We start from the raw sequence: 26,718 nt of genomic DNA on the forward strand, positions 1-26,718 counted from the left end.
GATCGGGGCCTAGCGATCCAGTGGCGCCAGCAGCTGGGCCAGGTCACTTTCGGTCAGACGCCAGTCGCCGCTGTTCTCGCTGAGGATGCCCGCGCTCAGGCGCGCCTTTTCCTGTTGCAGCTGCTGGATGCGTTCTTCCAGGGTGCCGCGGGCGATCAGCTTGTAGACGAACACCGGCCGGTCCTGGCCGATACGGTAGGCGCGGTCGCTGGCCTGCTGTTCGGCGGCCGGATTCCACCAGGGATCGAAGTGGATCACGGTATCCGCCGCGGTCAGGTTGAGACCGCTGCCGCCGGCCTTGAGGCTGAGCAGGAACACCGGTACCTCGCCATTCTGGAAGCGTTGCACCGGGGTGCGCCGATCCCGCGTCTCGCCGGTCAGGGTGACGTACTCGATGCCGCGCTGATCGAGGTCGGCGGCGATGAGATCGAGCATGCTGGTGAACTGGGAGAACACCAGGACCCGGCTGCCGCCGGGCAGCAGGGCGTCGAGTCGTTCGTTCAGCGCCGCCAGTTTCGCCGAGGGCTTGGCCACGCTGTCGTCTTCGTTTGGCACCAGGCGCAGATCGCAGCAGACCTGGCGCAGCCGTAGCAGGGCATCGAGGATCAGCAGTTGGCTGCGGCCGATGCCCTGGCGGGCGATCTCGGCGCGGACGCGTTCGTCCAGCAGCAGCCGCAGGTCCTCGTAGCGCTCGCGTTGCGCCGTGCTGAGTTCCACCAGCTGGATGATCTCGGTCTTGGGCGGCAACTCGCTGGCGACCCGCTGTTTGGTACGGCGCAGCATGAAGGGCCGCACCCGTGCCTTGAGCGCCGCCAGGCGTTGCACATCGCCTTCGCGCTCTACCGGGATGCGATAGGCCTGCTTGAAGCCCTTCTCGTCGCCCAGCCAGCCAGGCATCAGGAAGTGGAATTGCGACCAGAGTTCGCCCAGGTGGTTTTCCAGCGGCGTGCCGGTCAGGCAGAGGCGATGGCGGGCGCGCAGGTGGCGTGCGGCCTGGGCGGCCTTGGTGGCAGCGTTCTTGATCGACTGGGCTTCGTCCAGTACCTGCAGGTGAAAGTCGTAGCTGGCCAGGCGCTCGGCATCACGGGGCAGCAGCGCATAGGTGGTGAGCACCACGTCGTGCTCGGGAATGCGCTCGAAGCGACTGCTGCGAGCGCTGCCCTGCAGGGTCAGCACGCGCAGACCAGGGGCGAAACGGGCGATCTCGTCCTGCCAGTTGGGGATCAGACTGGTCGGCATGACGATCAGCGCCGGCGCGGTCAGGCGGCCGGCGGCCTGTTCGACGAGAATGTGCGCTAGGGTCTGCAGCGTCTTGCCCAGGCCCATGTCGTCGGCGAGGATGCCGCCGACGTCCAGTTCGCGCAGGGCCTGCAGCCAGGCCACGCCTTCGCGTTGATAGGGACGCAATTCGGCATGCAGGGTGTCCGGCAGGACCACCGGCTCGGCGGCATAGCTGCGCAGGCGCTCGGCGAAGCTTCTCAGGCGTTCGCCGCCTTCCCATTCCAGCGGCAGGCGCTCGTCCAGTTCGGCCAGGCGCGCGGCGTCCAGGCGCGGCAGGCGCAGGGCACGGTCCTGGCTGAGACGGTCGGTGGCATAGAGTTCACCAAGGATCTGCAGGATCGGCTTGAGTCGCCCCAGGGGCACGGCGACCCGTTGCACCCGGCCCTGCTGGCCGGTAACCCGCGGAGGATCGATGCGCAGCAGCACGGGTTCGTCGTCGGCGCGTTTGGCCAGCATCGCCGGTTCGTACTGCGAGGGTTCGCGGCGGATGGCGTCGATCAGCAGCGGAATCAGACTGACGCGGCGCTGGCCCAGGCGGATGCCCAGCTCGACATCGAACTGAGCATCGGCGGCGGTGTGGCCCTGCACCTCTTCGAGGTGGCCGTACCAGCCTGCCACCGGCGTCAGATCGAAGGTGAATTCGGGCTGGGCTTCGATCTGCCAGCCGGCTTCGCGCAGGCCGGGGATGACCTGCTGCACGAATCTGAGCCAAGCGGGGTCGTCCGGCAGTTCGAACATCTCGCCACTGTCCTCGGGCAGCGCAGCGCTGCGGCGGGTCGCCAGGCGCAGCCCGTGATCGAGCAGCGTCTGCCGCCAGCGTTGTTCGGCCTGCAGCTGGCGAGTGGGATAGCTGGCATCGGGGGTGCGGGGCAGGGCGCCGAACAGCCGCCGTGGGCCATAGGCGAAGGCCAGGGCGGCGCGATGGCGCACCGTGGGCCTCATCTTGCCGATATGGCGGTCGTAATCGATCTGGGTATGGCTGCCGAGGGTCAGCACCGGTTGCGGCAGCTCCGGATTGACGACCGGCGTGGCCGGCAATTCGGCCTCACTGCGTTGCAGCCGTTCGAGCTCGATGAGGGCGGCGGCGGCATGCTTGCAGTTGCGGCCGACCGGACAGGTGCAGCGGGCGTCGACCCGCCAGGCGGTCTCGCCCGCGCGCAGGCTGATCGCCTGCCGATAGGCCGGCCCGGCCGGGCTGTGGCACTCGGCATAGAGCTGGCCTTTGGCGGCCGAGCGCAGTTGCACCAGGCCGTCGAGCGCCAGTCGCCGACCACGCTCGTAGTTGCGCTCCGTGAAGGCGCCTTTCCAGTCCTGCCACTTGAGCCGTTCGAAACGTAACGCCATCGTTCACCCAGGCTGTTCGCACCAAACCGGCTATTCTGCCACAGTCGGCCGGACGCTCGTCGGACTCCCTTGATCTATGTGAGAATGAGAATATAGTGCATTTAACGGGGTGAGGAGCGAGATGATGCGTGAACAACCGTTAGCCAGCGTAGCCCTGATCAAGGCCAGCCGCCTGGAGGCCCGACGGGAAGGGCGCCTGCGCTCGTTGCAGCGTGGCATCCTGATCGCTTGCAGCCTGGGCGTGCTCGGCGCGGCCGCCTTGCACCTGGCGTACCTCGCCCTGGGCGGTTTCTAGGCCAGCCAGGTCTTGTCTGGTCCAAGAAAAAGCCCCGAGCAGTCGCCTGTTCGGGGCTTTTTCGTCAGCGCCGGTCAAGGACCGGCGGCAGGGATCAGACCAGCAGGTCGCCCACGCGGTACATCTTCATGGTGTTGGTGCCGTCACGCTTGGTGTAACTGTCGCCCTTGGTCAGGATGACCCAGTCACCGTGCTCGACGATGCCGCGCTTGAGCAGCTCGTCCACCGCCGCCTGGCTCACCTTGTTCGCCGGCATGGTGGTCGGGTCGAAGGGGATGGTGTGCACGTTGCGGAACAGCGCGGTGCGGGCCTGGGTGGCGCGGCTCGAGGCGAAGGAGAAGATCGGCACCGAGGAGCGCAGGCGCGACATGATCAGCGGGGTGTAGCCGGTGTCGGTCAGGCTGATAATGGCCTTCACGCCCGGGAAGTGGTTGGCCACGTAGATGGAGGCCAGGGCGATACTCTCGTCCCACCGGGTGAAGGTATGGCCCAGGCGGTGGCTGGACAGCTTGCTGGTGGGCTGCTTCTCGGCACCGACGCAGACGCGCGCCATGGCTTTGACCGCTTCCACCGGGTACTGGCCGGCGGCGCTCTCGGCGGAGAGCATCACGGCATCGGTGTTGTCCAGCACGGCGTTGGCCACGTCGGAGACTTCCGCGCGGGTCGGCATGGGGCTGCTGATCATCGACTCCATCATCTGGGTCGCGGTGATCACCGCCTTGTTGAGGCGACGGGCGTGGGAAATGATGCGCTTCTGGATGCCCACCAGCTCGGCATCACCGATTTCCACGCCCAGGTCGCCCCGGGCCACCATCACGGCATCGCTGGCGTGGATCAGGCCGTCCAGGGCTTCGTCGTCGGCCACGGCTTCGGCGCGTTCGATCTTGGCCACCAGCCAGGACTTGCCGCCGGCGGCTTCCATCAGGCGTCGGGCTTCGTGCATGTCTTCGGCGTCACGCGGGAAGGACACGGCCAGGTAGTCGACCTCCATGGAGGCGGCCAGCTTGATGTCTTCGCGGTCCTTGTCGGTCAGCGCCGGGGCGGTGAGGCCGCCGCCACGCCGGTTGATGCCCTTGTGATCGGACAGCGGGCCGCCGATCAGGGTGGTGCAATGCAGTTCGGTGGCGGTCATGCCTTCCACGCGCAGGACCACGCGGCCATCGTCCAGCAGCAGTTCGTCACCCACGCGACAGTCGGTGACCAGGCCCGGGTAGTCGATGCCGACCACTTCTTCGGTGCCTTCGGTGCGGGGATGGGCGATGGACAGGCGGAAGGGATCGCCGACCTTGAGTTCGATGCGCTTGTTGACGAACTTGGCGATGCGGATCTTCGGACCCTGGAGGTCGCCGAGCAGGGCGACATGGCGACCGTGCTTGGCGGCGAGATCCCGTACCAGCTGACCACGAGCCCGGTGCTCGTCGGGCGTGCCATGCGAGAAGTTCAGGCGGGCGACGTCGATGCCGGCGATGATGAGCTGCTCGAGGACTTCCGGAGAATTGCTGGCCGGGCCCAGGGTGGCGACGATCTTGGTACGGCGATAAATCATGCAGTCTTTCCTTTAGCGGATTGCAATCATGAGTCGACGCCTCGGAACTTGTTCAGGATCTGCTGCGCGTCGGCCAAACGGCGTTGAAATGCCTTGTTTGTCTCTAGCTCGCGAGAGCGTGAACAGGTGCTCGGCGCCGAGTCGACGTAGAACACGGAGCGCACCTCATTGTAGCGCTGTCGCGTGGCCAGCACATGACGGCTTTTCGCAGCTCTGTCACACCAATGGTCGTTTGCCCTCAAGAAGCGGGCCCCGGCGCCGATCTAGCGAACAGGAGGACTTTTCATGCGCCCTTATCTCTGCCTGTTCCTGCTGTTCGGCCTCAGCGGCTGCACCAGCGTTTCGATGAATTCCTATCTGGATGCCGCCTATAAATCCTACAGCGAAGGCGACTGCACCAATGCTCTGCTGCAGATCTCCCAGGCTGAGCGCAAAGGCCGGGCACGGCCCTGGCTGCAACCGGAGTTTTCCATGCTGCGCGGCCAGTGCCTGGAGCAGCAGCAACTGTACGCCGACGCGGCCCAGACCTATCGTTTCATCCAGGTCCGTTTTCCGGCCAGCGAATACGCCTATCGGGCCCAGGCCCGACTGGACACCCTGCGCCAATTGGGGCTAGATGGCGGAACGGCCGTTGCGACGCCCCAGCCGGTGCGAAAACTACCGCAGCGCTGAGCTTTCCAGGACGTTGTCGGTAACGTGGCTTTACCGTGTGCAGGATGAATCGCACCATGACTCAGAATCGTCGTATCGAGCGCCACCAGCTGCCCTACTATCTGAAGGTGTTCAACCGCTTCACCGACAAGCCCATGGGCTACATCGGCAACATTTCCCGCGAGGGACTGCTGATGATCAGCCAGTTGCCCATGCTGGTGAATGCGCACTTCGAGCTCCGCCTGAAGATTCCAGGCCAGGACGGCCAGCTGCACTTCGTCGACTTCGACGCCCGTTGCCAATGGAGTCATGAAGACGTGACGCCGGGCAACTATGACTCGGGTTTCAGCGTCGCCGAACCGCCAGCCGAATTCGCCGAGTTGATCGGCGTACTGCAGCACTATTTCACCTTCGGCCGCCTTTCTCAGTCGGCGATCTGATTCCGCTCGCCAGCGTTCCACAGCTGCAGCAGGCGAACGGGTAGATCCGCTGTTTCGCTTAGGGGCAGCCAGCGAATTCCTCGTCGCTCCAGACGCGCGGCCATTCGCTCGCCCTCAATGCTGGTCTGCCAGGCTGCGGCATAGCGTCGGGCATCGCGCCAGGTTCGGATGTCGCCAGGCTCTGCCATCTGCCGTAGCGCGGTGTCGACCAGCCAGAGCTGCAGGCCGCGCCGGGCCAGCTCCAGCCGCGCGAGCCAAGCCACCAGGCTGTCATCGAGCGGTGCCATGATCACCAGGACACTGCCGGGCTGCGCCTGGCGACAGAGCCGTGTCAGCGCCGCCTTGAGGTCGGCCGTCGCATCTGCAGTCAGCTCCGGTAGGGCAGCTGGCGTAAAGGGGCGATCAGGCGTGGCGGCCGCCAGCAGGCGCAGTTCGGGATCGAGGCGATAGAGCCGCACCTCATTGCCACTGGCTGCCAGGGCCCGCCAGAAGCTCAGCGCCTGGTGGTGGTCTTCGGGCCGGCCGGCTTTTCCTTGTCCTGGCGTAGCCATGTCGGCGATCAGCAGGTGCAGGGTGGTGTCCGCCCGCAGGCGTGCCCGAGATGCCGGCGCGAGAGGCGACGGATGCCCCCTGGTCCCCAGCCGGCGGGCGTTCAGCCATTCGAGGACGGCCAGCCCCAGGAGCAGCAGGGCGCCGGTCGCGGGCAGCCCTTGCCAGCGCAGGGGCGCCAATCCCACCAGGATCAGGCTCAGCAGCGCCAGGGCGACCAGCGCCAGCGGCAGGCGGCGCCGGATCATGGGCGCGGTGCCGGACACTGTCCCAGCAGCTTGAGGATCTGGCCGTCCAGGCTGTCGCCTTCGAATTCGCGCTCCGGCGTCAGCCGCAGGCGCAGACGCAACACGGCGGGCAGCAGGGAGCGCACATCCTCGGGCGTCACACTGTCGCCACCGCGGAGGAAGGCCTGGGCCTGGGCGAGCCGTAGCAAGGCCTGGGCGGCGCGCGGCCCGGCGCCCTGCTCGAAGGCCGGCCACTCCCGGGTGAGACGGATCAAGCGCACGGCATGATCGAGGATCGGCTCCGCCGCCGGGATCCCTGCCACCAGCCGCTGCAGGGCTGGCAGATCGCGCGCCTGCAGCAGCGGGCGCAGGGCTGCCGCTTCCAGGGGATCGGTGTGACCCTGTTGCACGGCCTGGCGCAGGGCGGCGAGTTCCTGGCCTTCCGCCGGCCACTCGAGCCGCAGTTGCACCAGGAAGCGATCCCGCAGCGCCAGGGGCAGGTCGCTGCCGGGGCTGCGGGTGGCGATCACCATGAAGGGCGCGGGCAACGGTACCTGGCGGCCTTCCAGGCTTAGCTGGCGACCTTGCAGGGCGTCGTCCAGCAGATTGAGGACCGGTGGCGGAGCCCGGTGCAGGTCTTCGAGCAACACCAGGGAATTGAACAACGGACCTCGGCGCAGGCGGGCGCTGTCGCTGCCAGCGTCCATGACGATTTCGCCCACCACCTCGCCAGGCGTCAGCGCCGGATGGCAGCGCAGTCGGGCGAACCCTGCATCCAGGCTGGCGGCCAGGGCGCGGGCCAACAGCGTCTTGCCCGCGCCGGTCGGCCCTTCCAGCAGCAGATGACCGCCGGCCAGCAGGGTGGCGAGCAGGCCTTCCACGGCGGCGTCCTGCTGCGGCAGCACCTTGAGCAGCGCCTGCCGCAGGGCCTGCAGCCGGGTCAGGGCGCGGGCCTTGACGCCGGTTTCGCCAGGGTCCGCTTGAGCGGCGTCAGGAGGGGAGCTGTCGGTCATCGGAAGTCCTCGGGAACGGGGGGCGCAGGGCCAGGCGCAACAGGCGCAGCTGGGCGATGCGACGGGTGAAGTCACGAGCGGAAAGGCGCGTCGGGCTGGGGCGCATCGCCTCGCCCACTGCGCGGGTACTCAGGCCGCTCAGCCGCGCAAGATGCTGCCAGCGCTCGGCCACGCCCTGGTCGGCGAGTTCGGGACGGCGGCGCTGCAGCTCGCGCTGGATGTCGCGCTGCAGAATGGCGATCAATTCGGGCCAGCGCTCGGGGTCGCGACGAGGTGCCGGATCCCGCTGCCGGCGTCTCAGCCAGAGTCCCGTCGCCAGCGTCACCAGCAGAAGCGCCAGGCCATAGCGTTGCAAGGCCGCTAGCCACAGCGGGATCGGCGGCGCGGGAGCGATCAGGGTCACCGGCGCGCCTTGGGTCAGATACCACAGCAGCCAGGCATTGTCGTACTGGCCGAGGTGGGCGTTGCTCCAGAGGTCGGTGTCCGACAGCAGGGTCACGCTGCCATCGCCCCAAGGCAGCATCAGCATATGGGTGGCGCTGGTGCTGCTGGCCCAGGCCAGCGCCTGGTCGCCGACATCGAACAGGTGGCGACTGTCGTCGAAGCCGAGATAGGCGGGGGCATCGTCCTCGGCGAGATAGAGCTGGGTCAGATTGGGCCAGAGTGGCAGCGCCATGATCGGCGGGGCGCCGCCGCCCAGCTCGCGGGTCGGCATGGGACGCACGCCCAGGGTCGCGCTGAGCGCCAGGGTGCTGTCATCGGCGACGGCCACCAGATGGCCGCCCGCTTCGACCCAGTCCAGCAACGCCTGGGCCTGGGAATCCACCAGCGGTGGGTTGCCGGCCAGCCAGAATCTGACGCCTGCGGCGGGTAGTTCGTCGAGTTGCTCGGATTGGCCGCGTTGCACCCGGCTGCCGAAGTGCTGCAGGTAGGCGACCGCCAGGGCCTGGGGATCGGCGTTGCTGCTGCTGGCGAGCTGGGTGGCGAGCTGGCGGGCGGTGTGGCTATCGAGTCCCTGATGGGTCAGGCGCAGGCTGCCCGGGCCGCTGTCGGCCTGCGGCGGCAGGGGGCAGGACAGCGGCTCCTGTTGGGCCAGGCAGGCCAGCGACAGGGTCAGCGCCCAGATGGCGGCACCCAGGCGTGCGGCGATACCTCGGCACCTGGAGCGAGCGGAGAGCCGATCGACTGAACGCATGGGAAGAGAGGATACGCGGGTAGACAGACGCCAGAGCCTAGCGGGTGGGGGCGCTCGGGAGCAAGGCGCACGACGATGCTAGACTGCGCCGATTCTAGGAGAGGGCGGTGTGACGCAAAGTATCTTCTGGTACGACTTCGAGACCACGGGGATCGATCCACGGCGGGATCGACCGCTGCAGGTGGCCGGGGTGCGTACCGATCTGGATCTCAACGAAATCGAGGCACCGCTCAATCTGCATTGCCGGTTGAGCGAGGATGTCCTGCCCCATCCGGCGGCCTGCTTGGTCACTGGGATCCTGCCGGCCACCCTGCAGCGCCTGGGGCTGCGCGAGCGCGACTTCGTCCAGCGCCTGCACGAGGAGCTGCGGCGTCCCAACACCTGCACGGTCGGCTACAACAACCTGAGATTCGACGACGAAATGGTGCGGCACAGCCTGTACCGCAACTTTCATGATCCCTATGCCCGCGAATGGCAGCAGGGCAACAGTCGCTGGGATGTACTCGGTCTGATCCGGGCGCTCTATGCCTTTCGCCCGGAGAGCCTGAGCTGGCCGCAGGAGGAGCAGCGCGTTTCCCTGCGCCTGGACCGCCTGACCGTCGCCAATGGCATCGACCATGCCCAGGCCCATGACGCCCTGGCGGACGTCCGCGCGACCCTGGCCCTGGCGCGCCTGGTCAAGCAGCGGCAGCCCAAGCTCTACGACTATCTCTGGACGCAGCGTCAGAAAAAGGCAGCGCTGACGCGTATTCGTCTGCTCGAACCCCTGTTGCATGTCTCTGGGCGCTTCAGCGCCGAGCGGCACTTTCTCGCCCCCGTCCTGCCGTTGGCCTGGCATCCGGTCAATCGCAATGCGCTGATCGTCTGTGATCTTGGTCTGCCGCCGGAGCCGTTGCTGGAACTGGACGTCGAGGCCCTGCGCGAACGCCTCTATACCCGGCGGGAGGCGCTGGCCGAGGGTGAACTACCGGTACCGCTCAAGCTGGTACAGATCAACAAGTGTCCGATTCTGGCGCCCTTCAGCGTGCTGCGCCCGGTGGATACGGAGCGCCTGCAGTTCGATCTGGCAGCCGTCTGGCGGCGCGTCCGGCAATTGCTCGACCAGCGTGCGCACTGGCAACCCAAGGTGCAGGCACTCTATGCTGAGGCGTCCGGCTTTACAGCGCAAGAACAGGATGCCGAATTGAGACTGTACGACGGCTTCATCTCTGCCCAGGAACGGCAACTCTGCGAGCAAGTTCAGCAGTGTCCGGCGGAGCAACTTGGCAGTCGAACGTGGGCGTTCCAGGATGAGCGGCATCCCGAGCTGTTCTTTCGTTATCGAGCGCGCAACTTTTCCGAGTTGCTGACGGCGGAAGAGGGTGTCCGTTGGCGGCAATTCTGTCGGCAGCGACTGCTGGGTGAAGACGGCCAAGGCCATATGACCTGCAAGCAGTTCCTCACCTTGACCGAACAACTGCGGTTTGAGGTCGCTGCTGATCTGGTGCCGATTCTCGAGGCCTGGTCAGCCCATGTCAGGGGCGTGATGCAACAGTTGGATAACCCCGTTATCGATGTGACATAAAGTCGCGATAACAGGCGTCGATCAGAGACCTTTGTTAACAGAAAAAGAGTCTGGACCACCACGTCGAGGACAGAATCCAGCCGGCTCTCTATTGCGGCAGCGCAGGCCAGGAGAGGGCCGTGCTCAGGATCAAGGTGATTCGAGGGGCTGCCAACGCGAAGGGACGGTGAAGACTGCAGAGACGGCGCCAGGGTTTAAAGCGGCGGAGCCCAAGCTAACCGCGCATCACACAGGCGAAAAAAACGCCGGCTAGCCGGCGTTTCTTCTGATCAATCCAGCAGGGTTGCCCAGGATTCGACGTCGTCCGAACCCCACTTGGCTTTCCACTCTTTCAGAGTCTTGTGATTGCCACCCTTGGTTTCGATCACTTCGCCATTATGCGGATTCTTGTATTGCTTCACTTTACGAGCACGCTTGGGAGTATTGCCGCTGCTGGACTTAGCAGCGCGCGCCTGGCGTGCGGGCTTGGCTTCGGTATCAAGAATGCCGATGATGTCACGCAGGGATTTCTGATATTCACCCATCAGCGCGCGCAGTTTCTTTTCGAATTCCAGTTCGCGCTGCAGTTTGTCGTCCTCTTGCAGCGACTTCAGGCGCTCCTGCAGTTCCTTGATAGCTTCTTCGGTCTGACGATATTCGTTGATGAGCGACATAAACGGCCTTTGTTCTGAGTGATGCAGAGATGAAAGTCTGGATCGATCATAGATTGACTATCGGAATAAGTAAACGGTCCGAGTGGCAAGTCGATAATTAAGGCGGCGGTCGTCACAACAAGGGAGTTACCAGGAGACGTGCAACTTTCGACCAGATGACAGTGGAACTTGTCCGCCATTACTTGTCCTTTGCAAAGTCTTTACCGTCGCCGTACAGCCATGTGCGGCAGTCCCTTGCGCCGCTCGACGCTGCCCGCGAGTGCGCCTAGAATGCAGCCCCCTTTTCGTTCGAGGTTGTGCTATGCAAACGTTTCGTCTGGTGATCGCCTGTCCGGACGGGGTAGGTATCGTGGCCAAGGTCAGCAACTTCCTGGCGACCTATAACGGCTGGATTACCGAAGCGAGTCACCATTCGGATACGGAGAGTGGCTGGTTCTTCATGCGCCATGAGATCCGCGCCGATTCACTGCCCTTCGATCTGGCTGGCTTCAGTCAGGCCTTCGCGCCCATTGCGCGGGAATTCTCCATGCAATGGCGAATCACCGATTCGGCCCAGCGCAAGCGCGTGGTGCTCATGGCCAGTCGCGAATCCCACTGCCTGGCCGACCTGCTGCACCGCTGGCACAGCGGTGAGCTGGATTGCGAGATTCCCTGCGTCATCTCCAACCACGACACCCTGCGCAGCATGGTCGAATGGCACGGCATTCCCTTCTTCCACGTGCCGGTCGATCCCGCCGACAAGCAGCCGGCCTTCGACGAGGTGTCGCGGCTGATCGAGCTGCACCAGGCCGACACCGTGGTCCTGGCGCGCTACATGCAGATCCTGCCGCCGGATCTCTGCGCACGCTATGCCCACCAGGTGATCAACATCCATCACAGCTTCCTGCCGTCCTTCGTCGGTGCCAAGCCCTATCACCAGGCGGCGCAGCGCGGCGTCAAGCTGATCGGCGCCACCTGTCACTACGTGACCGAAGAGTTGGATGCCGGGCCGATCATCGAGCAGGACGTGGAACGCGTCAGCCACCGGGACAACGTCGAGGACATGGTGCGCCTGGGCAAGGACGTCGAGAAGATGGTGCTGTCCCGCGGCCTGAGATACCACCTGCAAGAGCGGGTCATGGTCCATGGCAACAAGACCGTCATCTTCGACTGACAGCGAGCGTCCTGCGGAGCCGGGTACCGCAGCGGCGCCGCCACGACTGGGCGAGGGCTGCCTCGCCCGCTATGACCTGCAGGCCATGGCGGAGGAGGGCGGCGCCGATTTCAGTGCCGCCGCGGCGCTGTGGCGGCAACTGCAGGCACCACAAGACACCGAGGACAGCGCGATAAACGCCCCGGACAGTGGGGATACGGGCGCGACTCAGCTGTCCTGAGCGGCGGCTTCGGCGCTGGTCTTGGCCTTGAGATCGGCGATCTTGCGCACTTCCGAGGCGAACACCTCGTCCTGCACGGTCGGCCGTTTCTTCCAGGGTTTGCGATCGGGCTTGGGTTGCGCGGCGTAGGTGACGATTTCGCCACCGTAGACATCCTGATAGCGCTGGGCCTGGCGTTCCAGTTCAGCGCGAAGTTGATCTTTGGTCACGGGTTCGATCTTGTTCGAGTGTCGCGAGAGGCGAGCGGTCGTCAGGACCGCTCGAAGCCGGTGCGCAGGAAGCGCGGCTGCGGAGTCTAGCCGCCGCGACGCCCTTTGCCTATCCCACTCGATCCAGGATGCGCATGGACAGATCGATGGCCTTGACGTCCTTGGTCAGGGTGCCGATGGAGATGTAGTCGACGCCGGTCTGGGCGATGCCGAGCAGGGTGTCCTGGTTGACGCCGCCCGAGGCTTCCAGCTTGGCTTGGCCAGCGGTCAGGGCGACCGCCGTGCGCATGTCGGCCAGGCTCAGCTCGTCCAGCATGACGATGTCCGCGCCCGCGGTCAGGGCCTGTTCCAGCTCCTGCAGACTTTCCACCTCGACCTCCACCGGGCGTCCTGGCGCCAGGTGCCGGGCGGTGGCCACGGCCTGGGCGATGCCGCCACAGGCGGCGATGTGGTTTTCCTTGATCAGGAAGGCGTCGAACAGGCCGATGCGGTGGTTGTAGCAACCGCCGCAGGTGACCGCGTATTTCTGGGCGCGGCGCAGGCCGGGCAGGGTCTTGCGGGTGTCCAGCAGCCGTACGGCGGTGTCCTGCACCAGGTCGGCATAGTGGCGGCAGCGGGTGGCGGTGCCGGACAGCAGCTGCAGGAAATTGAGCGCGCTGCGCTCGCCGGTGAGCAAGGCACGGGCTGGGCCCTGGAGTTCGAACAGCACCTGGTCGGGCGCGACCCGTTCGCCGTCCGCCACCTGCCAGCGGACCTCGACCGCGGGATCCAGCACCCGGAACACCTCGTCGACCCAGGCCGTACCCGCCACCACTGCGGCTTCACGGGTGATGATCCGCGCGCGCGCCTGTTGGTGAGCGGGAATCAAGCCCGCCGTAAGGTCGCCACTGCCGACGTCTTCGCGCAGCGCGGCGGCGACGTTATCGGTGATGACCTGGGCGAGATCGGCAAGGGTAGCGCTGGACATGAAAAGACTCCGAAAAGGGGCTGCAGGAGGCGAGCGGGCAACTTTAGGTGAGGTTGACGATCTGAGATAGACAACGTTGAATTATTTGATGGGCAGGCGCTGACCGACAGGTGCCTTGTGAACCCTGTCATGTACTGTGCAGATGCCGATTGGTCGATGCCTTAGCAGAGCAAATAATGGCACATCGACAACGTTTCACCTCGCGGCCAGGGCGGCCAACGTTGTTCAATGCTCCTGTAGTGGAACGCGATTCAGCCGAACGCAAGAACGGTTGTGGGAGGCGGTGGTGCAGAACGACGTAAATGTGGTTCATTTCAAGGCGCTCGGGGAATCTTCTTCCCGATTGCCTGCTGTGCTTTTGCCGGTCAGGGATCGCGCCGCTCAGCGACTCAATGCCTCCTTGCAGCAGCTGTTCGACAACGCCGACGATGCGCTGTTTGAAATGGCCGATCGGGCCGGCAGCAACCAGGAACAAAGTCTCTACTTCGAAGCGATGCGCGACCTGCGCCTCAGACGCAAGAGCATCGAGCGCAGTTTTCTCCAACAGTATTTCGAGCGCTTCGCCGCCCTGAACAATCTGGTCGGCAGCAAGCCGGAAATGCGTCTGGACAGCGTCTCCTATGAAGACCTGAGCCTGGTGCAGAACGATGCCCTGGAAGAGAGCGTCGCCGTGGACACCATGGTAGCCAAGGCGCTCAGCAACAACGCCATGGCCATCAGCCACCTGACCATCAGATTCAACACCCAGCTGGCCAGCAAGCTGGATGATTCGACCCATCCCCTGGGGCCACGCCGGCTGTGCGAGGCCTTTGTCGAAGCTTGCCGCGATCTCGACACCGACATCAAGGTCAAGCTGATCATCTACAAGCTGTTCGAGCGCTTCGTGCTCAACGGCCTCGGTCAGCTGTACGCGGAATCCAATCGGCAATTGGTCGATGCAGGGGTATTGCCCCAGCTCAAGGCCATTCCCCAGCAGGTACCGAATCGCTCGGCCAAGGGCTATAGCGGGCGCACCCCGGCCCACGTCAACGGCGAAGACGATGGCCAGGAGCTCTTCGGCACCCTGCAGGGCCTGCTGGCCCAGCTGCGTACCCCGGGCAGCGCCACCCTGGGTGGCGGCATGGCGGCCGATGAGGGGGCTGCGACCGGCGATGGCCAGGTCATCACCAGCTACGACCTCATGCGCCTGCTCTCTCACCTGCAGCAGCAGATTTCCAGCCAGTCCCTGGATGGCTATGACCTCAAGGCGCAACTGGGCGTGGCCCTGGGCCGCATCAGCGAGCGCTCGGGTCGAAAGCGCGTGGTGGGGCAGGTCGACGAAGACGTCATCAATCTGGTGGCGATGCTGTTCGAATTCATTCTCGACGACCTCACCCTGCCGGATTCGCTCAAGGCGCTGATCGCCCGGTTGCAGATTCCCATGCTCAAGGTGGCGGTCCTCGACAAGACCTTTTTCAGTCGCGGCAGCCATCCGGCGCGGCGACTGCTCAACGAGATCGCCGCCGCTTCCCTGGGCTGGGGCGAGCAGAGCGATCTACAGCGCGACGGTCTCTATCAGAAGATCGAGCAGATCGTGCAGCGCCTGCTGTCCGACTTCGTCGACGATCCGGAGATCTTCGCTGAGCTGTTGGCCGACTTCATGGCCTATGTCAGTGACGAGCAGCGTCGCAGCGAATTGCTCGAACAGCGTACCCGCGATGCCGAGGAGGGGCGGGCACGGGCCGAGATCGCACGCCTGCAGGTCGAGCACGTCCTGAGCCAGCGCCTGCAGGAACATCAGCTGCCGGCCGCCGTGCAACGCGTCCTACGCGAAGCCTGGAGTCAGGTGCTGTTGCTGACCTGCCTGAAGCAGGGTTACGACTCCAGCGAATGGCGGGCGGCGCTCAAGACCATGGACGATCTGATCTGGAGCATCCAGCCCCACCACGATGTAGCGTCGCGCCAGCGTTTGCTGGAGATGGTGCCCGGGCTGCTCAAGGCACTGCGGGAAGGCCTGGCCAGCGCGGCCTTCGATCCGTTCTCCACCTCCGAATTCTTCACTGAACTCGAATCCCTGCACGTCCAGACCTTCCAGCAGACCCGTCCCGAGTTGGCAGAAGTGGCGGCGGTGGAGGCCGCGGTCGCGGTGCCCGTGCCGGCGCCTGCCGCTGAGCCCTTCGAGCTGCCTCGCGCGGAGCGGATCACCGGACTGACCAGTGACTCCCTGGATTGGGTGGATAGCCTGTCGGTGGGCGCCTGGCTCGAAATCCTCGATGTCGAGCAGAAGCTGCGCTGCAAGCTGGCCGCGGTCATTCGCCCCATGGGCCGCCTGGTGTTCGTCAATCGCACCGGCATGAAGGTGCTGGACCGCACCCGTGAGGAACTGGCGCTGGATTACCAGGAAGGCCGGGTACGGCTGCTGGACGATGCCCTGTTGTTCGACCGGGCCATGACCTCGGTGATCGGCAGCCTGCGGGGTCAGTCGCCTTCCTGAGGTCGCTGCGACAGTAAAAAGCCGTCCCAAGGGACGGCTTTTTTGTGCGTGAGCCAAGGGGCCTAGTGCAGCTTCAGGCGCGGCTCGGTCTTGCGTCTCAGGTGGTCGCCGGCAAACAGCGCCAGGGCACGCAGCGGGCCATAGAGGGCGACCTGGTGCATGCGGTAGAGCGAGACGTAGAAGGTCCGCGCCAGCCAGCCTTCCAGGGTCAGGCTACCCAGGGCGCCGCCCATGAGATTGCCGACCGCGCTGAAGCGCGACAGCGAGATCAGCGAGCCATAGTCCTTGTAGACGTAGTCGGGCAGCGGCTTGCCTTCCAGGCGGGCCTTGAAGGTCTTGACCAGCAACGAGGCCTGCTGGTGAGCGGACTGCGCCCGGGGCGGTACGGTACGGGTGTCGCCGGGGGTCAGCGGGCAGGCCGCGCAGTCGCCAAGCGCGAAAACATTCGGGTCGCATGTAGTCTGCAGCGTCGAGTTGACCACCAGCTGGTTGATGCGGTTGGTTTCCAGCCCCGCCAAGTCCTTGAGAAAGGCCGGAGCGCGGATACCGGCAGCCCAGACCTTGAGACTGGCCGGGACGAATTCGCCCGCGGTCTGCAGGCCGTCGGCGCGGACTTCCTTCACCGCCGAGCCGGTCAGCACCCGCACGCCGAGTTTTTCCAAGGTGCGGTGCGCCTGGCCGGCGATGCGTTCGGGCAGCGCCGGCAGGATGCGCGGACCAGCCTCGACTAGGGTGATGCGCAGGTCTTCGGGGCGGATGCGATCCATGCCATAGGCCTGTAGCTCTTCGGCGGCGTTGCGCAGCTCGGCCGCCAGTTCCACGCCGGTAGCGCCGGCACCGACGATGGCCACCTCGATGTACTCACCCGGCTGCTCGCTGACGTGAGCACGCAGATAGTGGGTCAGCAGCTTGCGGTGGAAGCGTTCGGCCTGGGCACGGGTATCGAGGAAGATGCAGTTTTCCGCGGCGCCCGGGGTGCCGAAATCGTTGGTGGTGCTGCCGATGGCCAGCACCAGGGAGTCATAGCCGATCTCCCGCTCCGGAACCAGGATGGCGCCATCGTCCTCGATCGCGGCCAGCTGCACCTTGCGGCGCTCGCGATCCAGGCCGGTCATGCGTCCGAGCTGGAAGTCGAAATGGTTCCACTTGGCCTGGGCGACATAGCTCAGCTCGTCCTCGGTGGAGTTGAGGGAGCCGGCAGCCACCTCGTGCAGCAGGGGTTTCCACAGGTGGGTGGCATTGGCGTCGATCAGCACGATCTGCGCCTGGCCGCGCTTGCCCAGGCTACGGCCCAGGCGGGTAGCCAGTTCCAGGCCGCCGGCGCCGCCGCCGACGATAACGATGCGATGGGTCATGGAGAGCACTCTTAGAGAAGGAAAGCCTTGGCCGGACCGGGCGCGTCGCCGCAAGCGGGCGCAGTCCCGGGCCGGTGGAATCTGGGGTCGTCGGAGCGCGCGAGAATCGAGTCATCTAGCAGAGAAGATGGGCGAAAAGTCGTCACTTTCAAGGGAGGCGGCCTGCATCTGCTCTGGCAAGGACGTGCGCGGCGACGAGAGGTCGCGCTAGTTTAACCGGGCTGGCCTGGCCATTCGACCCTAGGGAAACTGTGGTCAATCCAGGACCTCCACCCGATCGCCCAGGCGGATGATGCCGCTTTCCAGGACCCGGGCCGTGAGACCGCCATGGCCACGCATGGCCTGGAAGGTGCCCACGCCCAGACGTTCTTCCAGGCGTGCGCAGGGTTGGCACCAGCCGGTAGTCTCCAGCACCGCCTGGCCGATGCGAAAGCGCCGGTTCTTCAGGCTGAAGAGATTGATTCCGGCGATGGCCAGGTTGCGGCGGAGGTCGGCGGGTGCCACGGCCTTGCCGATCAATGCGGCCACCACCGGCAGATGCTCCCATTGAATGAGGGTGACCTGGCGCTGGTTGCGTGGGGTAGGGCGGGCATGATCGCCGGTGAGGCCCGCATCCCGGCGCGCTTCCACCGCCTCGACCTCGACCATGGGCGCGCGCGAGGCGGGTCGCACGCCGATCCAGCGCACCTCGCCGGACTGGGGAACTTGGGCGAGCAGTTCTTTGAGCGGAATCATGGGGCTCCTCGACGCGATGGTGGTGCCAATCCGAGCGGTAGGGCAGGATAGCGGCCTTTATGGACCGTTCAAGAGAAGATGCCATGCGCGCAAGAGTTTTGGCGTTGTTACTGTCGTGCCTGCTGTTGCCCCTGACCGCCCTGGCGCTCGAACCGGGTGAGCGGGTGGCGCCCTTCACCCTGCTAGATCAGCGTGATCGGCCCTATACCTTCGACGACCAGCTGCAGGTCCTGCTGGTGGCGCGCAGCATGAGTGGCTCGGGGCTGGTCAAGGAAGCCATGCGCGAGCAGCCGGCGAACTATATTGACGGCACCCGGGTGGCCTATGTCGCCGACATCAGCAGCATGCCGGCGGCCATTACCCGGATGTTCGCCGTGCCGGCCATGCGCAAGTACGGCTATCGGGTACTGCTCGATCGCGAATCGCGCATCGTGCCGCGCTTTCCTGGCGATGCCAGCAAAGTGCTCTGGGTGACCCTCGACCATGGCCGCTTTGTCAGCCAGCGCGAATTCAGCGACGCCAATGCCCTGCGCGACGCGCTCAAGGCCAAGGCCCGTTGATGGACGGGGTGTTCGTCGATGGCTGGTATCGCGAGGCGCGGCTTTGTCCTTCGCCCAACCATAACGAACGACCGCCCGGGACGGAGGTGTCCCTGCTGGTGATCCACAACATCAGCCTGCCGCCCGGGCAGTTCGGCACCGGCTGCGTCCAGACCTTCTTCCAGAACTGCCTGGATCACTCGGCCCATCCCTTCTTCGCGGAAATCGCCGAACTGAAGGTGGCGGCGCACTTTCTCATCGAACGCGATGGGGTGGTGACCCAGTTCGTGTCCTGCGAGCAACGCGCCTGGCATGCCGGCGTCTCCTCCTTCGAGGGGCGCGAGAACTGCAACGACTTCTCCCTGGGCATCGAGCTGGAAGGTACGGACGACCTGGCCTACACCGATGCCCAGTACCGCGCCCTGGGACGGCTGACGCGGGCGTTGCAACGCGCCTATCCGGCGATCACCGCGGACCGTATCCAGGGTCACAGTGACATCGCCCCCGGACGCAAGACCGATCCGGGCCCGGCGTTCGACTGGCCGCGTCTGCATGCCGAGCTGCAGGGCCACGAGGCCTAGCGCAGGCGATCCGCTTCCCAGCCGAACACCGCGCAGGCATTGCGCGTGGTGGTCGCTGCCAGCGTCTCAGGCGAGACCTGCCACAGCGACGCCAGAGCCGCGCAGATGGCCGGCAGATGGGTGGGGCTGTTACGCACGTCCGGGTGCATAGCGGGTGGCATGTCCGGGGCGTCGGTCTCCAGCACGATGCCATCCAGTGGCAGCTGCGGCAGCACGCGCTGCAGGCGCCTGGCCTGGGGCCAGGTGGGCGCGCCGCCCAGACCTATCTTGAAGCCCAGACGCAGATACTCGCGGGCTTCCTCGAAGCTGCCGGAAAAGGCGTGGGCGATGCCGGCCCGGGGTGGCTTGAGGCGTTTCAGGATCCTGACCACATCGGCATGGGCGCGGCGCACGTGCAGCAGTACCGGCAACTCCAGCTCCATGGCCAGGCGCACCTGCTGTTCGAAGAACCAGGCCTGGCGCACCTTGTCGGGCGCCTCGATGAAATAGTCCAGCCCGATCTCGCCCAGGGCGCAGAGCCGGGGATCGGTTCGACGTTCCAGGCAGAAGGCCCTGAGCGCCTCGATATCGGCCTCCTGGTGGCGCTGCAGGTATAGCGGATGCAGGCCCGGAGCCGCATAGAGGCCGTCATGGGCTGTTGCAACCCTCCAGAGTTGCGGCCACTGGCTGCGCTCGACACCGATCAGTACCTGGCGTACCACGCCGAGTCGCGCGCAGTCGGCCAGCAGCGCCGCCCGTTCGGCGTCGAAGCCCGGATAGTCCAGGTGATTGTGGGTGTCGATCAGCAGACTCATGACAGGCGGCGTTTGAGGACCCTCGGGATGGCTTGGACACCGGGCAGGTAGTGGTCGTTTTCCAGGGCGTCCAGCATCAGTTCCAGGGCGCGCTCGGTGATGACCTCGTGCTGCTGGGAAATGGCGTTGACCTTGAACGGCAGGTAGTCGAGCAACTGGGTGTCGCCAAAGGTGGCCAGGCGCAAGGTGTCACCCGCGGCCAGCGGATGATCGCGCAGCACGTCCAGCACACCCTGCAGCAGGACGTAGGAGGTGGTCAGCAGGGCCTCGGGCCAGTGGCCGAGTTCTTCGATCATGGCCAGCGCCTGGGTGCGGCCGCCGTCGCGGCTGTAGTGAGGAGCATGACGCTCCCAGTGGCGTGCCGGATGATCGGCGAGGGCGGCAGCGAAGCCGGCGGCGCGCTCGCGGCTGATGACCAGGTCCGGACGCGCCCCGATCAGGGCGATGCTATGGGTATCCGGGGTCAGCAGGGTGGCGGCCAGCTGCCGCCCGGCGGTGTGGTCGTCGCTGACCACCGAGCAGAACTGCGCGGGATCGAGCTGGCGGTCGATGGCGATGATCGGGATGTTGTGTTCCTGCAGTTGCCGGTAGGGAGCGTCGTCCTCGGCCAGGCTGCTGGCGGTGAACAGGCCGTCGCAGCGGCGGGCACGAAACAGCGCGATGAGCTGGCGCTCGCTGTCGGGATTGTCGTCGGTGCAGGCGATCAGCAACTGGTAGCCGCGGGCCCGCGCCCGTCGCTCCAGCTGTTTGGCCAGACGAGCGTAGCTGGGGTTTTCCAGGTCGGGCAGCAGAAAGCCCAGAGTGTGGGTCGCCCCGCGGCGCAGGCCGGCGGCGCGCTGATCAGGCTGATAGCCGTGGGCCTCTACCACGGCCATGACCCGCGCCACGGTCGCGGCGCTGATGCGCCTTTGCGCCGCCTTGCCATTGATGACATAGCTGGCGGTGGTAAGGGATACGCCGGCCAATTGGGCGATGTCGCTGAGTTTCACGCCTGTTCCTCATCGGACCTGAATCGCCTGTGCTGTACGCCATGAACGAGACGGTCTTTATTGTGTGTTGTGCTTCAAGGATCGGCGATTATCGAGTAACGTTCCAGTCCCATTGGGTGAAACGTTTCAGCTTTCTGTTGTCCGAGGGCTGGCACGAATCTGCCAAGGGCCCTGCCACGCCTCTCCGGGCGCGATTGCAGGGCTGAGCGAGCCGGCAAGCATCTATTACAAGAAAGGCACGGCGCCAGGATCAGGCGTGCGGCGCCGGAGGTATCCTTCCATGTTCGAACTCAATGCCCAGCATATCCGCATGGCCCAGCAGGCGCCGGACAAGGCGACCGCCCTGGCCATGCTCGCCGAGTCCCTGGTGACCGATGGCCTGGTCGCCCCGGGTTATCTCGAAGGGCTCAAGGCCCGCGAGGCCCAGGGCTCCACCTACCTCGGCCAGGGTATCGCCATTCCCCATGGTACGCCGCAGACCCGCGACCAGGTGCATGTCACCGGCGTGCGGATGATGCAATTCCCGCACGGGGTGGACTGGGGTGATGGTCAACTGACCTACCTGGCCATCGCCATCGCCGCCAAATCCGACGAACACCTGCGCATCCTGCAGCTGCTCACCCGTGCCCTCGGTGAAAGCGATCTGCAGCAGGCCCTGCGCGAGGCCCGTGAACCCCAGCAGATCCTCGACCTGCTGCAGGGCGCGCCCCAGGCGCTGGCGCTGGACGAAGAACTGGTGCAACTGGCCATCGACGCCGAGGACCTGGAAGACCTGGCTTGGCAGGGTGCGCGCATGCTCAAGCACATGGAATGCGTGGGTGCCGGCTTCGCCGGTGCCCTGCAGGCCAGCCAGCCGCTGCCCCTGGGCGACGGCCTCTGGTGGCTGAACAGCGAGACCGCGGTGAAGCGCCCCGGCCTGGCCTTCGTTACCCCGCTGCAGACCTTGCAGCTGCAGGAGCAGCCGGTGCGTGGCCTGTTCTGCCTGGCCAGCCTGGGCGAGGGCCATCGCGCCCTGCTCGAACGCCTCTGCGATCTGCTCGTCGCCGGTCGTGGCCAGGAGTTGGCCCAGGCCACCTCGCGTCGTGCCGTGCTCCAGGCCCTGGGCGGTGAAGTCGCCCCCGACTGGCCCAGCGCCCAGGTGGTGCTGGCCAATGCCCATGGCCTGCACGCCCGTCCGGCCAAGGAGCTGGCGCGGCTGGCCAAGGCCTATGACGGCGAGATCCGCGTGCGCGTCGATGGCGGCGCCCCGGTCTCGGCCAAGAGCCTGTCGCGGCTGCTGGCGCTGGGTGCCCGGCGTGGCCAGACCCTGGAATTCCTCGTCGAACCCGGTACCCCGGCCGCGGCCGCGCTGAACGATCTGATCGGCGCCGTGCAGGCCGGTCTCGGTGAAGAGGTGGAACCGGTCACCGCCAGTGCCCCGGCCCCCGCCGGTGCCGCCCGGGTCACCGCCATCAGCCTGGTGGACCCGTCCGAACAACTGCCGCTGGCCCCGGGCGATCGCGCTCAGGCCGTGGCCGCCGCCCCCGGCCTGGCCGTGGGCCCGGCCCATGTGGTGGCGCCCCAGCACTTCGACTATCCGGCCACCGGCGCAGGCGCTGCCGCCGAACGCCAGCGGCTGGATGCGGCCCTGGCTGCGGTACGCGCCGACATCGAGGCGCTCATCGCGCGCAGCGAGGCCAGTGCCCTGCGCGAGATCTTCCTGACCCACCTGGAGATGCTGGAAGATCCGGATCTGCAGCAGGGCATCGCCGCCCGGCTCAAGGCCAACGCCAGCGCCGCCGCGGCCTGGGACGCCCAGATCGAGGAGGCGGCCAGCCAGCAGGAAGCCCTGCACGACAAGCTGCTCGCCGAACGCGCCGCCGATTTGCGCGACGTTGGTCGCCGGGTACTGGCCCAGCTGTGCGGCGTCGAATCCGCCCGCGAGCCTGAAGAACCCTATGTGCTGGTGATGGACGAGGTCGGTCCGGGCGATGTGGCCCGACTGGATCGCGAGCGCGTCTGTGGCATCCTCACCGCCCGTGGCGGTGCCAGCTCCCACAGCGCCATCGTCGCCCGCGCCCTGGGCATTCCGGCCATCGTCGGTGCCGGTCGCCGCGTGCTGGATCTGGCGCCACGCAGCGTATTGCTGCTGGATGGCGACAAGGGCACCCTGGAAATCGCTCCGGATGCCAGCCGTATCGACGCCGTGCAGCGTGAGCGGGAGGTCCAGGCCGAACGCCGCCGCGCCGCCGAAGCGCGCCGTTTCGAAAGCGCCACCACCCGTGACGGCCACCACGTCGAGATCGCCGTGAACCTGGGCGACACCGCCCAGGCCGCCGCCGCGGTGGAGCAGGGCGCCGAAGCCGTCGGCCTGCTGCGGACCGAACTGGTGTTCATGAGCCACGACAGCGCGCCCGACGAGGCCGTCCAGGAAGCGGAATACCGCCGCGCCCTCGATGGCCTGGCCGGCAAGCCGCTGGTGGTGCGCACCCTGGACGTCGGTGGCGACAAGCCGCTGCCCTATCTGCCGCTGCCGCCGGAAGAGAATCCCTTCCTCGGCATCCGTGGCATCCGCCTGACCCTGCGCCGTCCCGAACTGCTGGAGACCCAGCTGCGTGCCCTGCTCAAGGCCGCGGACGGCCGGCCGCTGCGGATCATGTTCCCCATGATCGGCCGGGTCGAGGAGTGGCGTCAGGCGCGTGACATCCTCGACCGCCTGCGCCTGGAGATCCCCACCACCGACCTGCAGGTCGGCATCATGATCGAGGTGCCCTCGGCCGCGCTGCTGGCGCCGGTGCTGGCCCCGGAAGTGGACTTCTTCAGCGTCGGCACCAACGACCTGACGCAATACACCCTGGCCATCGACCGCGGCCATCCGCTGCTGTCCGGTGAGGCCGACGGCCTGCACCCCAGCGTGCTGCGCCTGATCGACATGACGGTGCGCGCCGCCCATGCCCACGGCAAGTGGGTCGGCGTCTGCGGCGAGCTGGCCGCCGATCCCCTGGCGGTGCCGGTGCTGGTCGGCCTGGGTGTGGACGAGCTGTCGGTCTCGGCCCGCAGCGTGCCCCTGGTCAAGGCCCGGGTCCGCGAACTGGAGCTGCGTCGGGTGCAGTCCTGCGCCGCGCGCGCCCTGGAGCTGGGTACCGCTGCCGAAGTGCGGCAGAGCGTGGAGGCCCTGCGATGAGCCGTATCCTCACCCTGACCCTCAACCCGGCGCTGGACCTCACCGTCCAGTTGCCGGAGCTCAAGCCCGGCGCGGTGAATCGCAGCGAGGCGGTGATCGTCCATGCCGCCGGCAAGGGCATCAACGTCGCCCAGGTGCTGGCCGATCTCGGCCACGACCTGACGGTGAGCGGCTTTCTCGGTGCTGACAACGCCACCGCCTTCGAGGCCCTGTTCGCCCGCCGCGGCTTCACCGATGCCTTCGTCCGGGTCGCCGGCGAAACCCGCAGCAATCTCAAGCTGGCCGAGGCCGCTGGGCGCATCACCGACATCAACGGACCCGGCCCGGAGGTGTCCGCCGCCGCCCAGCAGGAATTGCTCGAAACCCTCGATCGCCTGGCCCCTGGCCACGACGCCGTGGTGGTGGCCGGCAGCCTGCCGCGCGGGGTGACCCCCGAGTGGCTGGCCGCGCTGGTCGGTCGGCTCAAGTCGCTGGGCCTGCCGGTGGCCCTGGACACCAGTGGCGCCGCCCTGCGCGCCGCCCTGGCCGCCGGTCCCTGGCTGATCAAGCCCAATACCGAAGAATTGGCCGAAGCCTGTGGTGCACCCGCCGAGACCGCCACCGAGCAGGCGCTGCTGGTCGAACAGCTGCGTGCGCTGGGCATCGAGCACCTGGTGATCTCCCAGGGCGCCGATGGCGTGCGCTGGTATGGCGCCCTGACCCTGGAGGCGCAGCCGCCCAAGGTCACGGTGGCCAGCACCGTTGGCGCAGGGGATTCCCTGCTGGCCGGCATGCTGCACGGCCTGCTCACCGGCCAGTCGCCGGAGCGCACCCTGACCACGGCCACTGCCATCGCGGCCCTGGCGGTCACCCAGATCGGCTTCGGCATCAATGATCCCGCGCAACTCGCCACCTTCGAAGACCAGGTGCGGGTACGCGTCCTTCCCGACTTTCCGCTAGAACAAGAATCAGGGGTAACCCCATGAACATCGCCATCGTCACGACCTGCCCGACCGGCATGGTCACCAGCGTGCTCAGCGCGCGCCTGCTGGACGCCGCCGCCCAGCGCCGCGGCTGGACCACCAGCGTCGAGATCCACGACGGCCCCGAGGCCACCCTGCTGACTGACGATCAGGTGGCGCGCGCCGAACTGGTGGTGGTGGTCCATACCGGGGCGGTCGATCTGTCCCGCTTCGTCGGCAAGCGTGTCTATCGCGCCGCGCCGGCCGAAGCCCTGCGCGACGTCGATGCCTTCCTGCAACGCGCCGCCAGCGAAGCCAAGGTGCTGGAACAGGCCCCGGCGGCCAGTGGCGCTGCGCCGAGCGTACCGGCCAGTGCCAGCGAGACGCCACGGCTGGTGGCCATCACCGCCTGCCCGACCGGTGTCGCTCACACCTTCATGGCGGCCGAGGCGCTGCAGAACGCGGCCAAGAAGCTCGGCTATCGCCTGCACCTGGAAACCCAGGGCTCGGTAGGGGCGCGCAATCCGCTGCCGGCCGAGGCCATTCGCGATGCCGACGTGGTGCTGCTGGCCACCGACATCGAGGTCAATGTCGAGCGCTTCGCCGGCAAGCGCGTCTATCGCTGCGGTACCGGGGTCGCCCTCAAGCAACCCGAGGCGACCATCAAGAAGGCGCTGGCCGAGGGCGAGACCCTGGCCGGCAGTGCTGCGCCAGCGGCGGGCGAGGGCGCCAAACCCGCAAAGAAGGAAAGCGCGGGCGTCTACAAGCACCTGCTCACCGGGGTGTCCTACATGTTGCCGATGGTGGTGGCGGGCGGTCTGCTGATCGCCCTGTCCTTCGTCTTCGGCATCGAGGCCTTCAAGGAACAGGGCACCCTGGCCGCGGCGCTGATGCAGATCGGCGGCGAATCGGCGTTCAAGCTGATGGTCCCGGTGCTGGCCGGCTACATCGCCTATTCCATTGCCGACCGGCCGGGTCTCGCGCCTGGCATGATCGGTGGCTGGCTGGCCGCCAGCCTGGGCAGCGGCTTCATCGGCGGCATCATCGCCGGCTTCCTGGCGGGCTACGTGGCCAAGGCCATCGCCCAGCACGTCAAGCTGCCGGCCAGCGTCGAGGCGCTCAAGCCGATCCTGATCATCCCGCTGTTCGCCAGCCTCATCGTCGGCCTGGTGATGATCTATCTGGTCGGCACCCCGGTGGCCGGCGCCCTCAGTCGACTCACTGACTTCCTCAACAACCTGGGTACCAGCAATGCCGTGCTGCTCGGCCTGATCCTCGGCGCCATGATGTGCATCGACTTTGGCGGCCCGATCAACAAGGCCGCCTACGCCTTCACCGTCGGCCTGCTGGCGTCCAAGACCTACGGGCCTATGGCCGCCACCATGGCGGCCGGCATGGTGCCGCCCATCGGCATGGGCATCGCCACCCTGCTGGCGCGGCACAAGTTCGCCCAGAGCGAGCGCGAGGCGGGCAAGGCGGCGTCGGTGCTGGGGCTGTGCTTCATCTCCGAGGGCGCGATTCCCTTCGCCGCCAAGGACCCGCTGCGGGTGATCCCGGCCAGCGTCATTGGCGGCGCCCTCACCGGCGCCCTGGTGATGCTGTTCAACTGCAAGCTGATGGCGCCCCACGGTGGCCTCTTCGTGCTGTTGATCCCCAACGCCATCAGCCATGCCTGGCTGTACCTGGCGGCCATCGCGGCCGGCAGTCTGGTGACCGGCGTGATCTACGCGGTGCTCAAGCGCAACGAAGCCGCCACCGAGCTGGTGCCCGCGGCCTGATCCAGAGCCTAGCAACAGCGCTGTAACAAGAGGTTACACTGGGAGGCTCCTGCCTCTTGGTGG

General features: G+C 66.5%; 24 protein-coding genes. 12 read left to right on the forward strand and 12 right to left on the reverse strand.

The window, feature by feature from the left end; genetic code table 11:
- Positions 1–9 precede the first annotated feature (9 nt).
- Complete coding sequence (locus tag BMZ43_RS20930) at positions 10–2,625, reverse strand: DEAD/DEAH box helicase (protein WP_093256268.1); 2,616 nt, start codon at positions 2,623–2,625, stop codon at positions 10–12.
- A gap of 121 nt (positions 2,626–2,746) precedes the next feature.
- Between BMZ43_RS20930 and BMZ43_RS26590 the strand changes: the two genes are divergently transcribed.
- Complete coding sequence (locus BMZ43_RS26590) at positions 2,747–2,920, forward strand: hypothetical protein (protein ID WP_173148919.1); 174 nt, start codon at positions 2,747–2,749, stop codon at positions 2,918–2,920.
- Positions 2,921–3,014: 94 nt separating this feature from the next.
- Here BMZ43_RS26590 and pyk read toward each other — a convergent pair whose 3' ends face one another.
- Positions 3,015–4,466 carry a pyruvate kinase gene (gene pyk / locus BMZ43_RS20935; protein WP_007162037.1) on the reverse strand — a complete coding sequence of 484 codons (1,452 nt, stop codon included), beginning with the start codon at positions 4,464–4,466 and terminating at the stop codon, positions 3,015–3,017.
- A 285-nt stretch (positions 4,467–4,751) separates the two neighbouring features.
- On the opposite strand from pyk, the gene BMZ43_RS20940 reads away from it, so the two are divergent.
- Both BMZ43_RS20940 and BMZ43_RS20945 read left to right on the forward strand, forming a co-directional pair.
- Positions 4,752–5,138: a tetratricopeptide repeat protein gene (locus BMZ43_RS20940; RefSeq protein ID WP_017640690.1), complete on the forward strand. Its 387-nt coding sequence runs from the start codon at positions 4,752–4,754 to the stop codon at positions 5,136–5,138.
- A 56-nt stretch (positions 5,139–5,194) separates the two neighbouring features.
- Positions 5,195–5,557, forward strand: coding sequence for a PilZ domain-containing protein (locus tag BMZ43_RS20945; protein WP_093256327.1), 363 nt, complete (start codon positions 5,195–5,197; stop codon positions 5,555–5,557).
- Here BMZ43_RS20945 and BMZ43_RS20950 read toward each other — a convergent pair.
- Genes BMZ43_RS20950 through BMZ43_RS20960 form a run of 3 tightly spaced genes read right to left on the reverse strand, consistent with a single transcriptional unit; the run spans position 5,542 to position 8,541 of the window.
- A complete protein-coding gene (locus BMZ43_RS20950; protein WP_256563082.1) occupies positions 5,542–6,354 on the reverse strand; it encodes a hypothetical protein in 813 nt (270 codons plus the stop codon). The two genes, BMZ43_RS20945 and BMZ43_RS20950, sit on opposite strands and share 16 nt — an antisense overlap.
- Positions 6,351–7,346, reverse strand: coding sequence for an AAA family ATPase (locus tag BMZ43_RS20955; RefSeq protein ID WP_093256273.1), 996 nt, complete (start codon positions 7,344–7,346; stop codon positions 6,351–6,353). The genes BMZ43_RS20950 and BMZ43_RS20955 overlap by 4 nt, the downstream gene beginning before the upstream one ends.
- On the reverse strand, positions 7,324–8,541 hold the full coding sequence (locus BMZ43_RS20960; protein WP_093256276.1) for a DUF4350 domain-containing protein: 1,218 nt from the start codon (positions 8,539–8,541) through the stop codon (positions 7,324–7,326). Before BMZ43_RS20960 ends, BMZ43_RS20955 begins: the two co-directional genes overlap by 23 nt.
- Positions 8,542–8,650: 109 nt before the next feature.
- Between BMZ43_RS20960 and sbcB the strand changes: the two genes are divergently transcribed.
- Positions 8,651–10,105, forward strand: a complete 1,455-nt coding sequence (gene sbcB / locus BMZ43_RS20965; RefSeq protein WP_093256278.1) for an exodeoxyribonuclease I — start codon at positions 8,651–8,653, stop codon at positions 10,103–10,105.
- Between the two features lie 269 nt (positions 10,106–10,374).
- Here the strand turns inward: sbcB and mvaT are convergent, their stop codons facing one another.
- Entirely contained in the window at positions 10,375–10,758 is a 384-nt protein-coding gene (gene mvaT / locus BMZ43_RS20970) for a histone-like nucleoid-structuring protein MvaT (RefSeq protein ID WP_064307916.1), read from the reverse strand.
- Between the two features lie 301 nt (positions 10,759–11,059).
- On the opposite strand from mvaT, the gene purU reads away from it, so the two are divergent.
- Both purU and BMZ43_RS20980 read left to right on the forward strand, forming a co-directional pair.
- Entirely contained in the window at positions 11,060–11,911 is an 852-nt protein-coding gene (gene purU, locus BMZ43_RS20975) for a formyltetrahydrofolate deformylase (RefSeq protein ID WP_017640683.1), read from the forward strand.
- Positions 11,883–12,131, forward strand: a complete 249-nt coding sequence (locus BMZ43_RS20980; RefSeq protein WP_093256281.1) for a hypothetical protein — start codon at positions 11,883–11,885, stop codon at positions 12,129–12,131. Before purU ends, BMZ43_RS20980 begins: the two co-directional genes overlap by 29 nt.
- Here the strand turns inward: BMZ43_RS20980 and BMZ43_RS20985 are convergent.
- Positions 12,119–12,340, reverse strand: a complete 222-nt coding sequence (locus BMZ43_RS20985; RefSeq protein WP_017640681.1) for a hypothetical protein — start codon at positions 12,338–12,340, stop codon at positions 12,119–12,121. The genes BMZ43_RS20980 and BMZ43_RS20985 overlap by 13 nt on opposite strands.
- 109 nt (positions 12,341–12,449) lie before the next feature.
- Entirely contained in the window at positions 12,450–13,307 is an 858-nt protein-coding gene (gene nadC / locus BMZ43_RS20990; protein ID WP_093256284.1) for a carboxylating nicotinate-nucleotide diphosphorylase, read from the reverse strand.
- 286 nt (positions 13,308–13,593) lie between these two features.
- Between nadC and BMZ43_RS20995 the strand changes: the two genes are divergently transcribed.
- Complete coding sequence (locus BMZ43_RS20995) at positions 13,594–15,780, forward strand: DUF1631 domain-containing protein (protein ID WP_093256329.1); 2,187 nt, start codon at positions 13,594–13,596, stop codon at positions 15,778–15,780.
- 62 nt (positions 15,781–15,842) lie between these two features.
- Here the strand turns inward: BMZ43_RS20995 and BMZ43_RS21000 are convergent, their stop codons facing one another.
- Positions 15,843–17,135, reverse strand: coding sequence for an NAD(P)/FAD-dependent oxidoreductase (locus BMZ43_RS21000; protein ID WP_064307918.1), 1,293 nt, complete (start codon positions 17,133–17,135; stop codon positions 15,843–15,845).
- 255 nt (positions 17,136–17,390) lie between these two features.
- The gene (locus BMZ43_RS21005; protein WP_093256286.1) at positions 17,391–17,870 is read right to left on the reverse strand and encodes an MOSC domain-containing protein; all 480 of its coding nucleotides are present in this window, start codon (positions 17,868–17,870) and stop codon (positions 17,391–17,393) included.
- Between the two features lie 83 nt (positions 17,871–17,953).
- Here BMZ43_RS21005 and BMZ43_RS21010 point away from each other — a divergent pair, with 83 nt between their 5' ends.
- Positions 17,954–18,430, forward strand: coding sequence for a hypothetical protein (locus BMZ43_RS21010; RefSeq protein WP_026083798.1), 477 nt, complete (start codon positions 17,954–17,956; stop codon positions 18,428–18,430).
- Positions 18,430–18,990 (forward strand): 1,6-anhydro-N-acetylmuramyl-L-alanine amidase AmpD, encoded by a 561-nt coding sequence (gene ampD / locus BMZ43_RS21015; protein ID WP_093256288.1) that lies wholly within the window; start codon positions 18,430–18,432, stop codon positions 18,988–18,990. Before BMZ43_RS21010 ends, ampD begins: the two co-directional genes overlap by 1 nt.
- Here ampD and BMZ43_RS21020 read toward each other — a convergent pair.
- Positions 18,987–19,784: a TatD family hydrolase gene (locus tag BMZ43_RS21020; protein ID WP_093256290.1), complete on the reverse strand. Its 798-nt coding sequence runs from the start codon at positions 19,782–19,784 to the stop codon at positions 18,987–18,989. The genes ampD and BMZ43_RS21020 overlap by 4 nt on opposite strands.
- Complete coding sequence (gene cra / locus BMZ43_RS21025) at positions 19,781–20,773, reverse strand: catabolite repressor/activator (RefSeq protein WP_064307921.1); 993 nt, start codon at positions 20,771–20,773, stop codon at positions 19,781–19,783. The genes BMZ43_RS21020 and cra overlap by 4 nt, the downstream gene beginning before the upstream one ends.
- 280 nt (positions 20,774–21,053) lie before the next feature.
- Between cra and ptsP the strand changes: the two genes are divergently transcribed.
- From ptsP to BMZ43_RS21040, 3 genes are read left to right on the forward strand one after another with little or no spacing between them, the layout of a single operon-like run.
- Positions 21,054–23,936 carry a phosphoenolpyruvate--protein phosphotransferase gene (ptsP, locus tag BMZ43_RS21030; RefSeq protein ID WP_093256292.1) on the forward strand — a complete coding sequence of 961 codons (2,883 nt, stop codon included), beginning with the start codon at positions 21,054–21,056 and terminating at the stop codon, positions 23,934–23,936.
- Positions 23,933–24,901: a 1-phosphofructokinase gene (gene pfkB, locus BMZ43_RS21035; RefSeq protein WP_093256294.1), complete on the forward strand. Its 969-nt coding sequence runs from the start codon at positions 23,933–23,935 to the stop codon at positions 24,899–24,901. Before ptsP ends, pfkB begins: the two co-directional genes overlap by 4 nt.
- Complete coding sequence (locus BMZ43_RS21040; RefSeq protein ID WP_093256296.1) at positions 24,898–26,655, forward strand: PTS fructose-like transporter subunit IIB; 1,758 nt, start codon at positions 24,898–24,900, stop codon at positions 26,653–26,655. Before pfkB ends, BMZ43_RS21040 begins: the two co-directional genes overlap by 4 nt.
- The last annotated feature ends 63 nt before the right edge of the window (positions 26,656–26,718 follow it).

The organism is Pseudomonas sp. Snoq117.2 (genome assembly GCF_900110545.1).
GTDB lineage: Bacteria > Pseudomonadota > Gammaproteobacteria > Pseudomonadales > Pseudomonadaceae > Chryseomonas > Chryseomonas benzopyrenica.

Excerpts from the sequence above, each read along its gene's own strand:
- BMZ43_RS20930 (WP_093256268.1), bottom strand. The coding sequence starts at position 2,625 with ATGGCGTTACGTTTCGAACGGCTCAAGTGGCAGGACTGGAAAGGCGCC.
- BMZ43_RS26590 (WP_173148919.1), top strand. The coding sequence starts at position 2,747 with ATGATGCGTGAACAACCGTTAGCCAGCGTAGCCCTGATCAAGGCCAGC.
- pyk (WP_007162037.1), bottom strand. The coding sequence starts at position 4,466 with ATGATTTATCGCCGTACCAAGATCGTCGCCACCCTGGGCCCGGCCAGC.
- BMZ43_RS20940 (WP_017640690.1), top strand. The coding sequence starts at position 4,752 with ATGCGCCCTTATCTCTGCCTGTTCCTGCTGTTCGGCCTCAGCGGCTGC.
- BMZ43_RS20945 (WP_093256327.1), top strand. The coding sequence starts at position 5,195 with ATGACTCAGAATCGTCGTATCGAGCGCCACCAGCTGCCCTACTATCTG.
- BMZ43_RS20950 (WP_256563082.1), bottom strand. The coding sequence starts at position 6,354 with ATGATCCGGCGCCGCCTGCCGCTGGCGCTGGTCGCCCTGGCGCTGCTG.
- BMZ43_RS20955 (WP_093256273.1), bottom strand. The coding sequence starts at position 7,346 with ATGACCGACAGCTCCCCTCCTGACGCCGCTCAAGCGGACCCTGGCGAA.
- BMZ43_RS20960 (WP_093256276.1), bottom strand. The coding sequence starts at position 8,541 with ATGCGTTCAGTCGATCGGCTCTCCGCTCGCTCCAGGTGCCGAGGTATC.
- mvaT (WP_064307916.1), bottom strand. The coding sequence starts at position 10,758 with ATGTCGCTCATCAACGAATATCGTCAGACCGAAGAAGCTATCAAGGAA.
- purU (WP_017640683.1), top strand. The coding sequence starts at position 11,060 with ATGCAAACGTTTCGTCTGGTGATCGCCTGTCCGGACGGGGTAGGTATC.
- BMZ43_RS20980 (WP_093256281.1), top strand. The coding sequence starts at position 11,883 with ATGGCAACAAGACCGTCATCTTCGACTGACAGCGAGCGTCCTGCGGAG.
- nadC (WP_093256284.1), bottom strand. The coding sequence starts at position 13,307 with ATGTCCAGCGCTACCCTTGCCGATCTCGCCCAGGTCATCACCGATAAC.
- BMZ43_RS21000 (WP_064307918.1), bottom strand. The coding sequence starts at position 17,135 with ATGACCCATCGCATCGTTATCGTCGGCGGCGGCGCCGGCGGCCTGGAA.
- BMZ43_RS21005 (WP_093256286.1), bottom strand. The coding sequence starts at position 17,870 with ATGATTCCGCTCAAAGAACTGCTCGCCCAAGTTCCCCAGTCCGGCGAG.
- BMZ43_RS21010 (WP_026083798.1), top strand. The coding sequence starts at position 17,954 with ATGCGCGCAAGAGTTTTGGCGTTGTTACTGTCGTGCCTGCTGTTGCCC.
- ampD (WP_093256288.1), top strand. The coding sequence starts at position 18,430 with ATGGACGGGGTGTTCGTCGATGGCTGGTATCGCGAGGCGCGGCTTTGT.
- BMZ43_RS21020 (WP_093256290.1), bottom strand. The coding sequence starts at position 19,784 with ATGAGTCTGCTGATCGACACCCACAATCACCTGGACTATCCGGGCTTC.
- ptsP (WP_093256292.1), top strand. The coding sequence starts at position 21,054 with ATGTTCGAACTCAATGCCCAGCATATCCGCATGGCCCAGCAGGCGCCG.
- pfkB (WP_093256294.1), top strand. The coding sequence starts at position 23,933 with ATGAGCCGTATCCTCACCCTGACCCTCAACCCGGCGCTGGACCTCACC.
- BMZ43_RS21040 (WP_093256296.1), top strand. The coding sequence starts at position 24,898 with ATGAACATCGCCATCGTCACGACCTGCCCGACCGGCATGGTCACCAGC.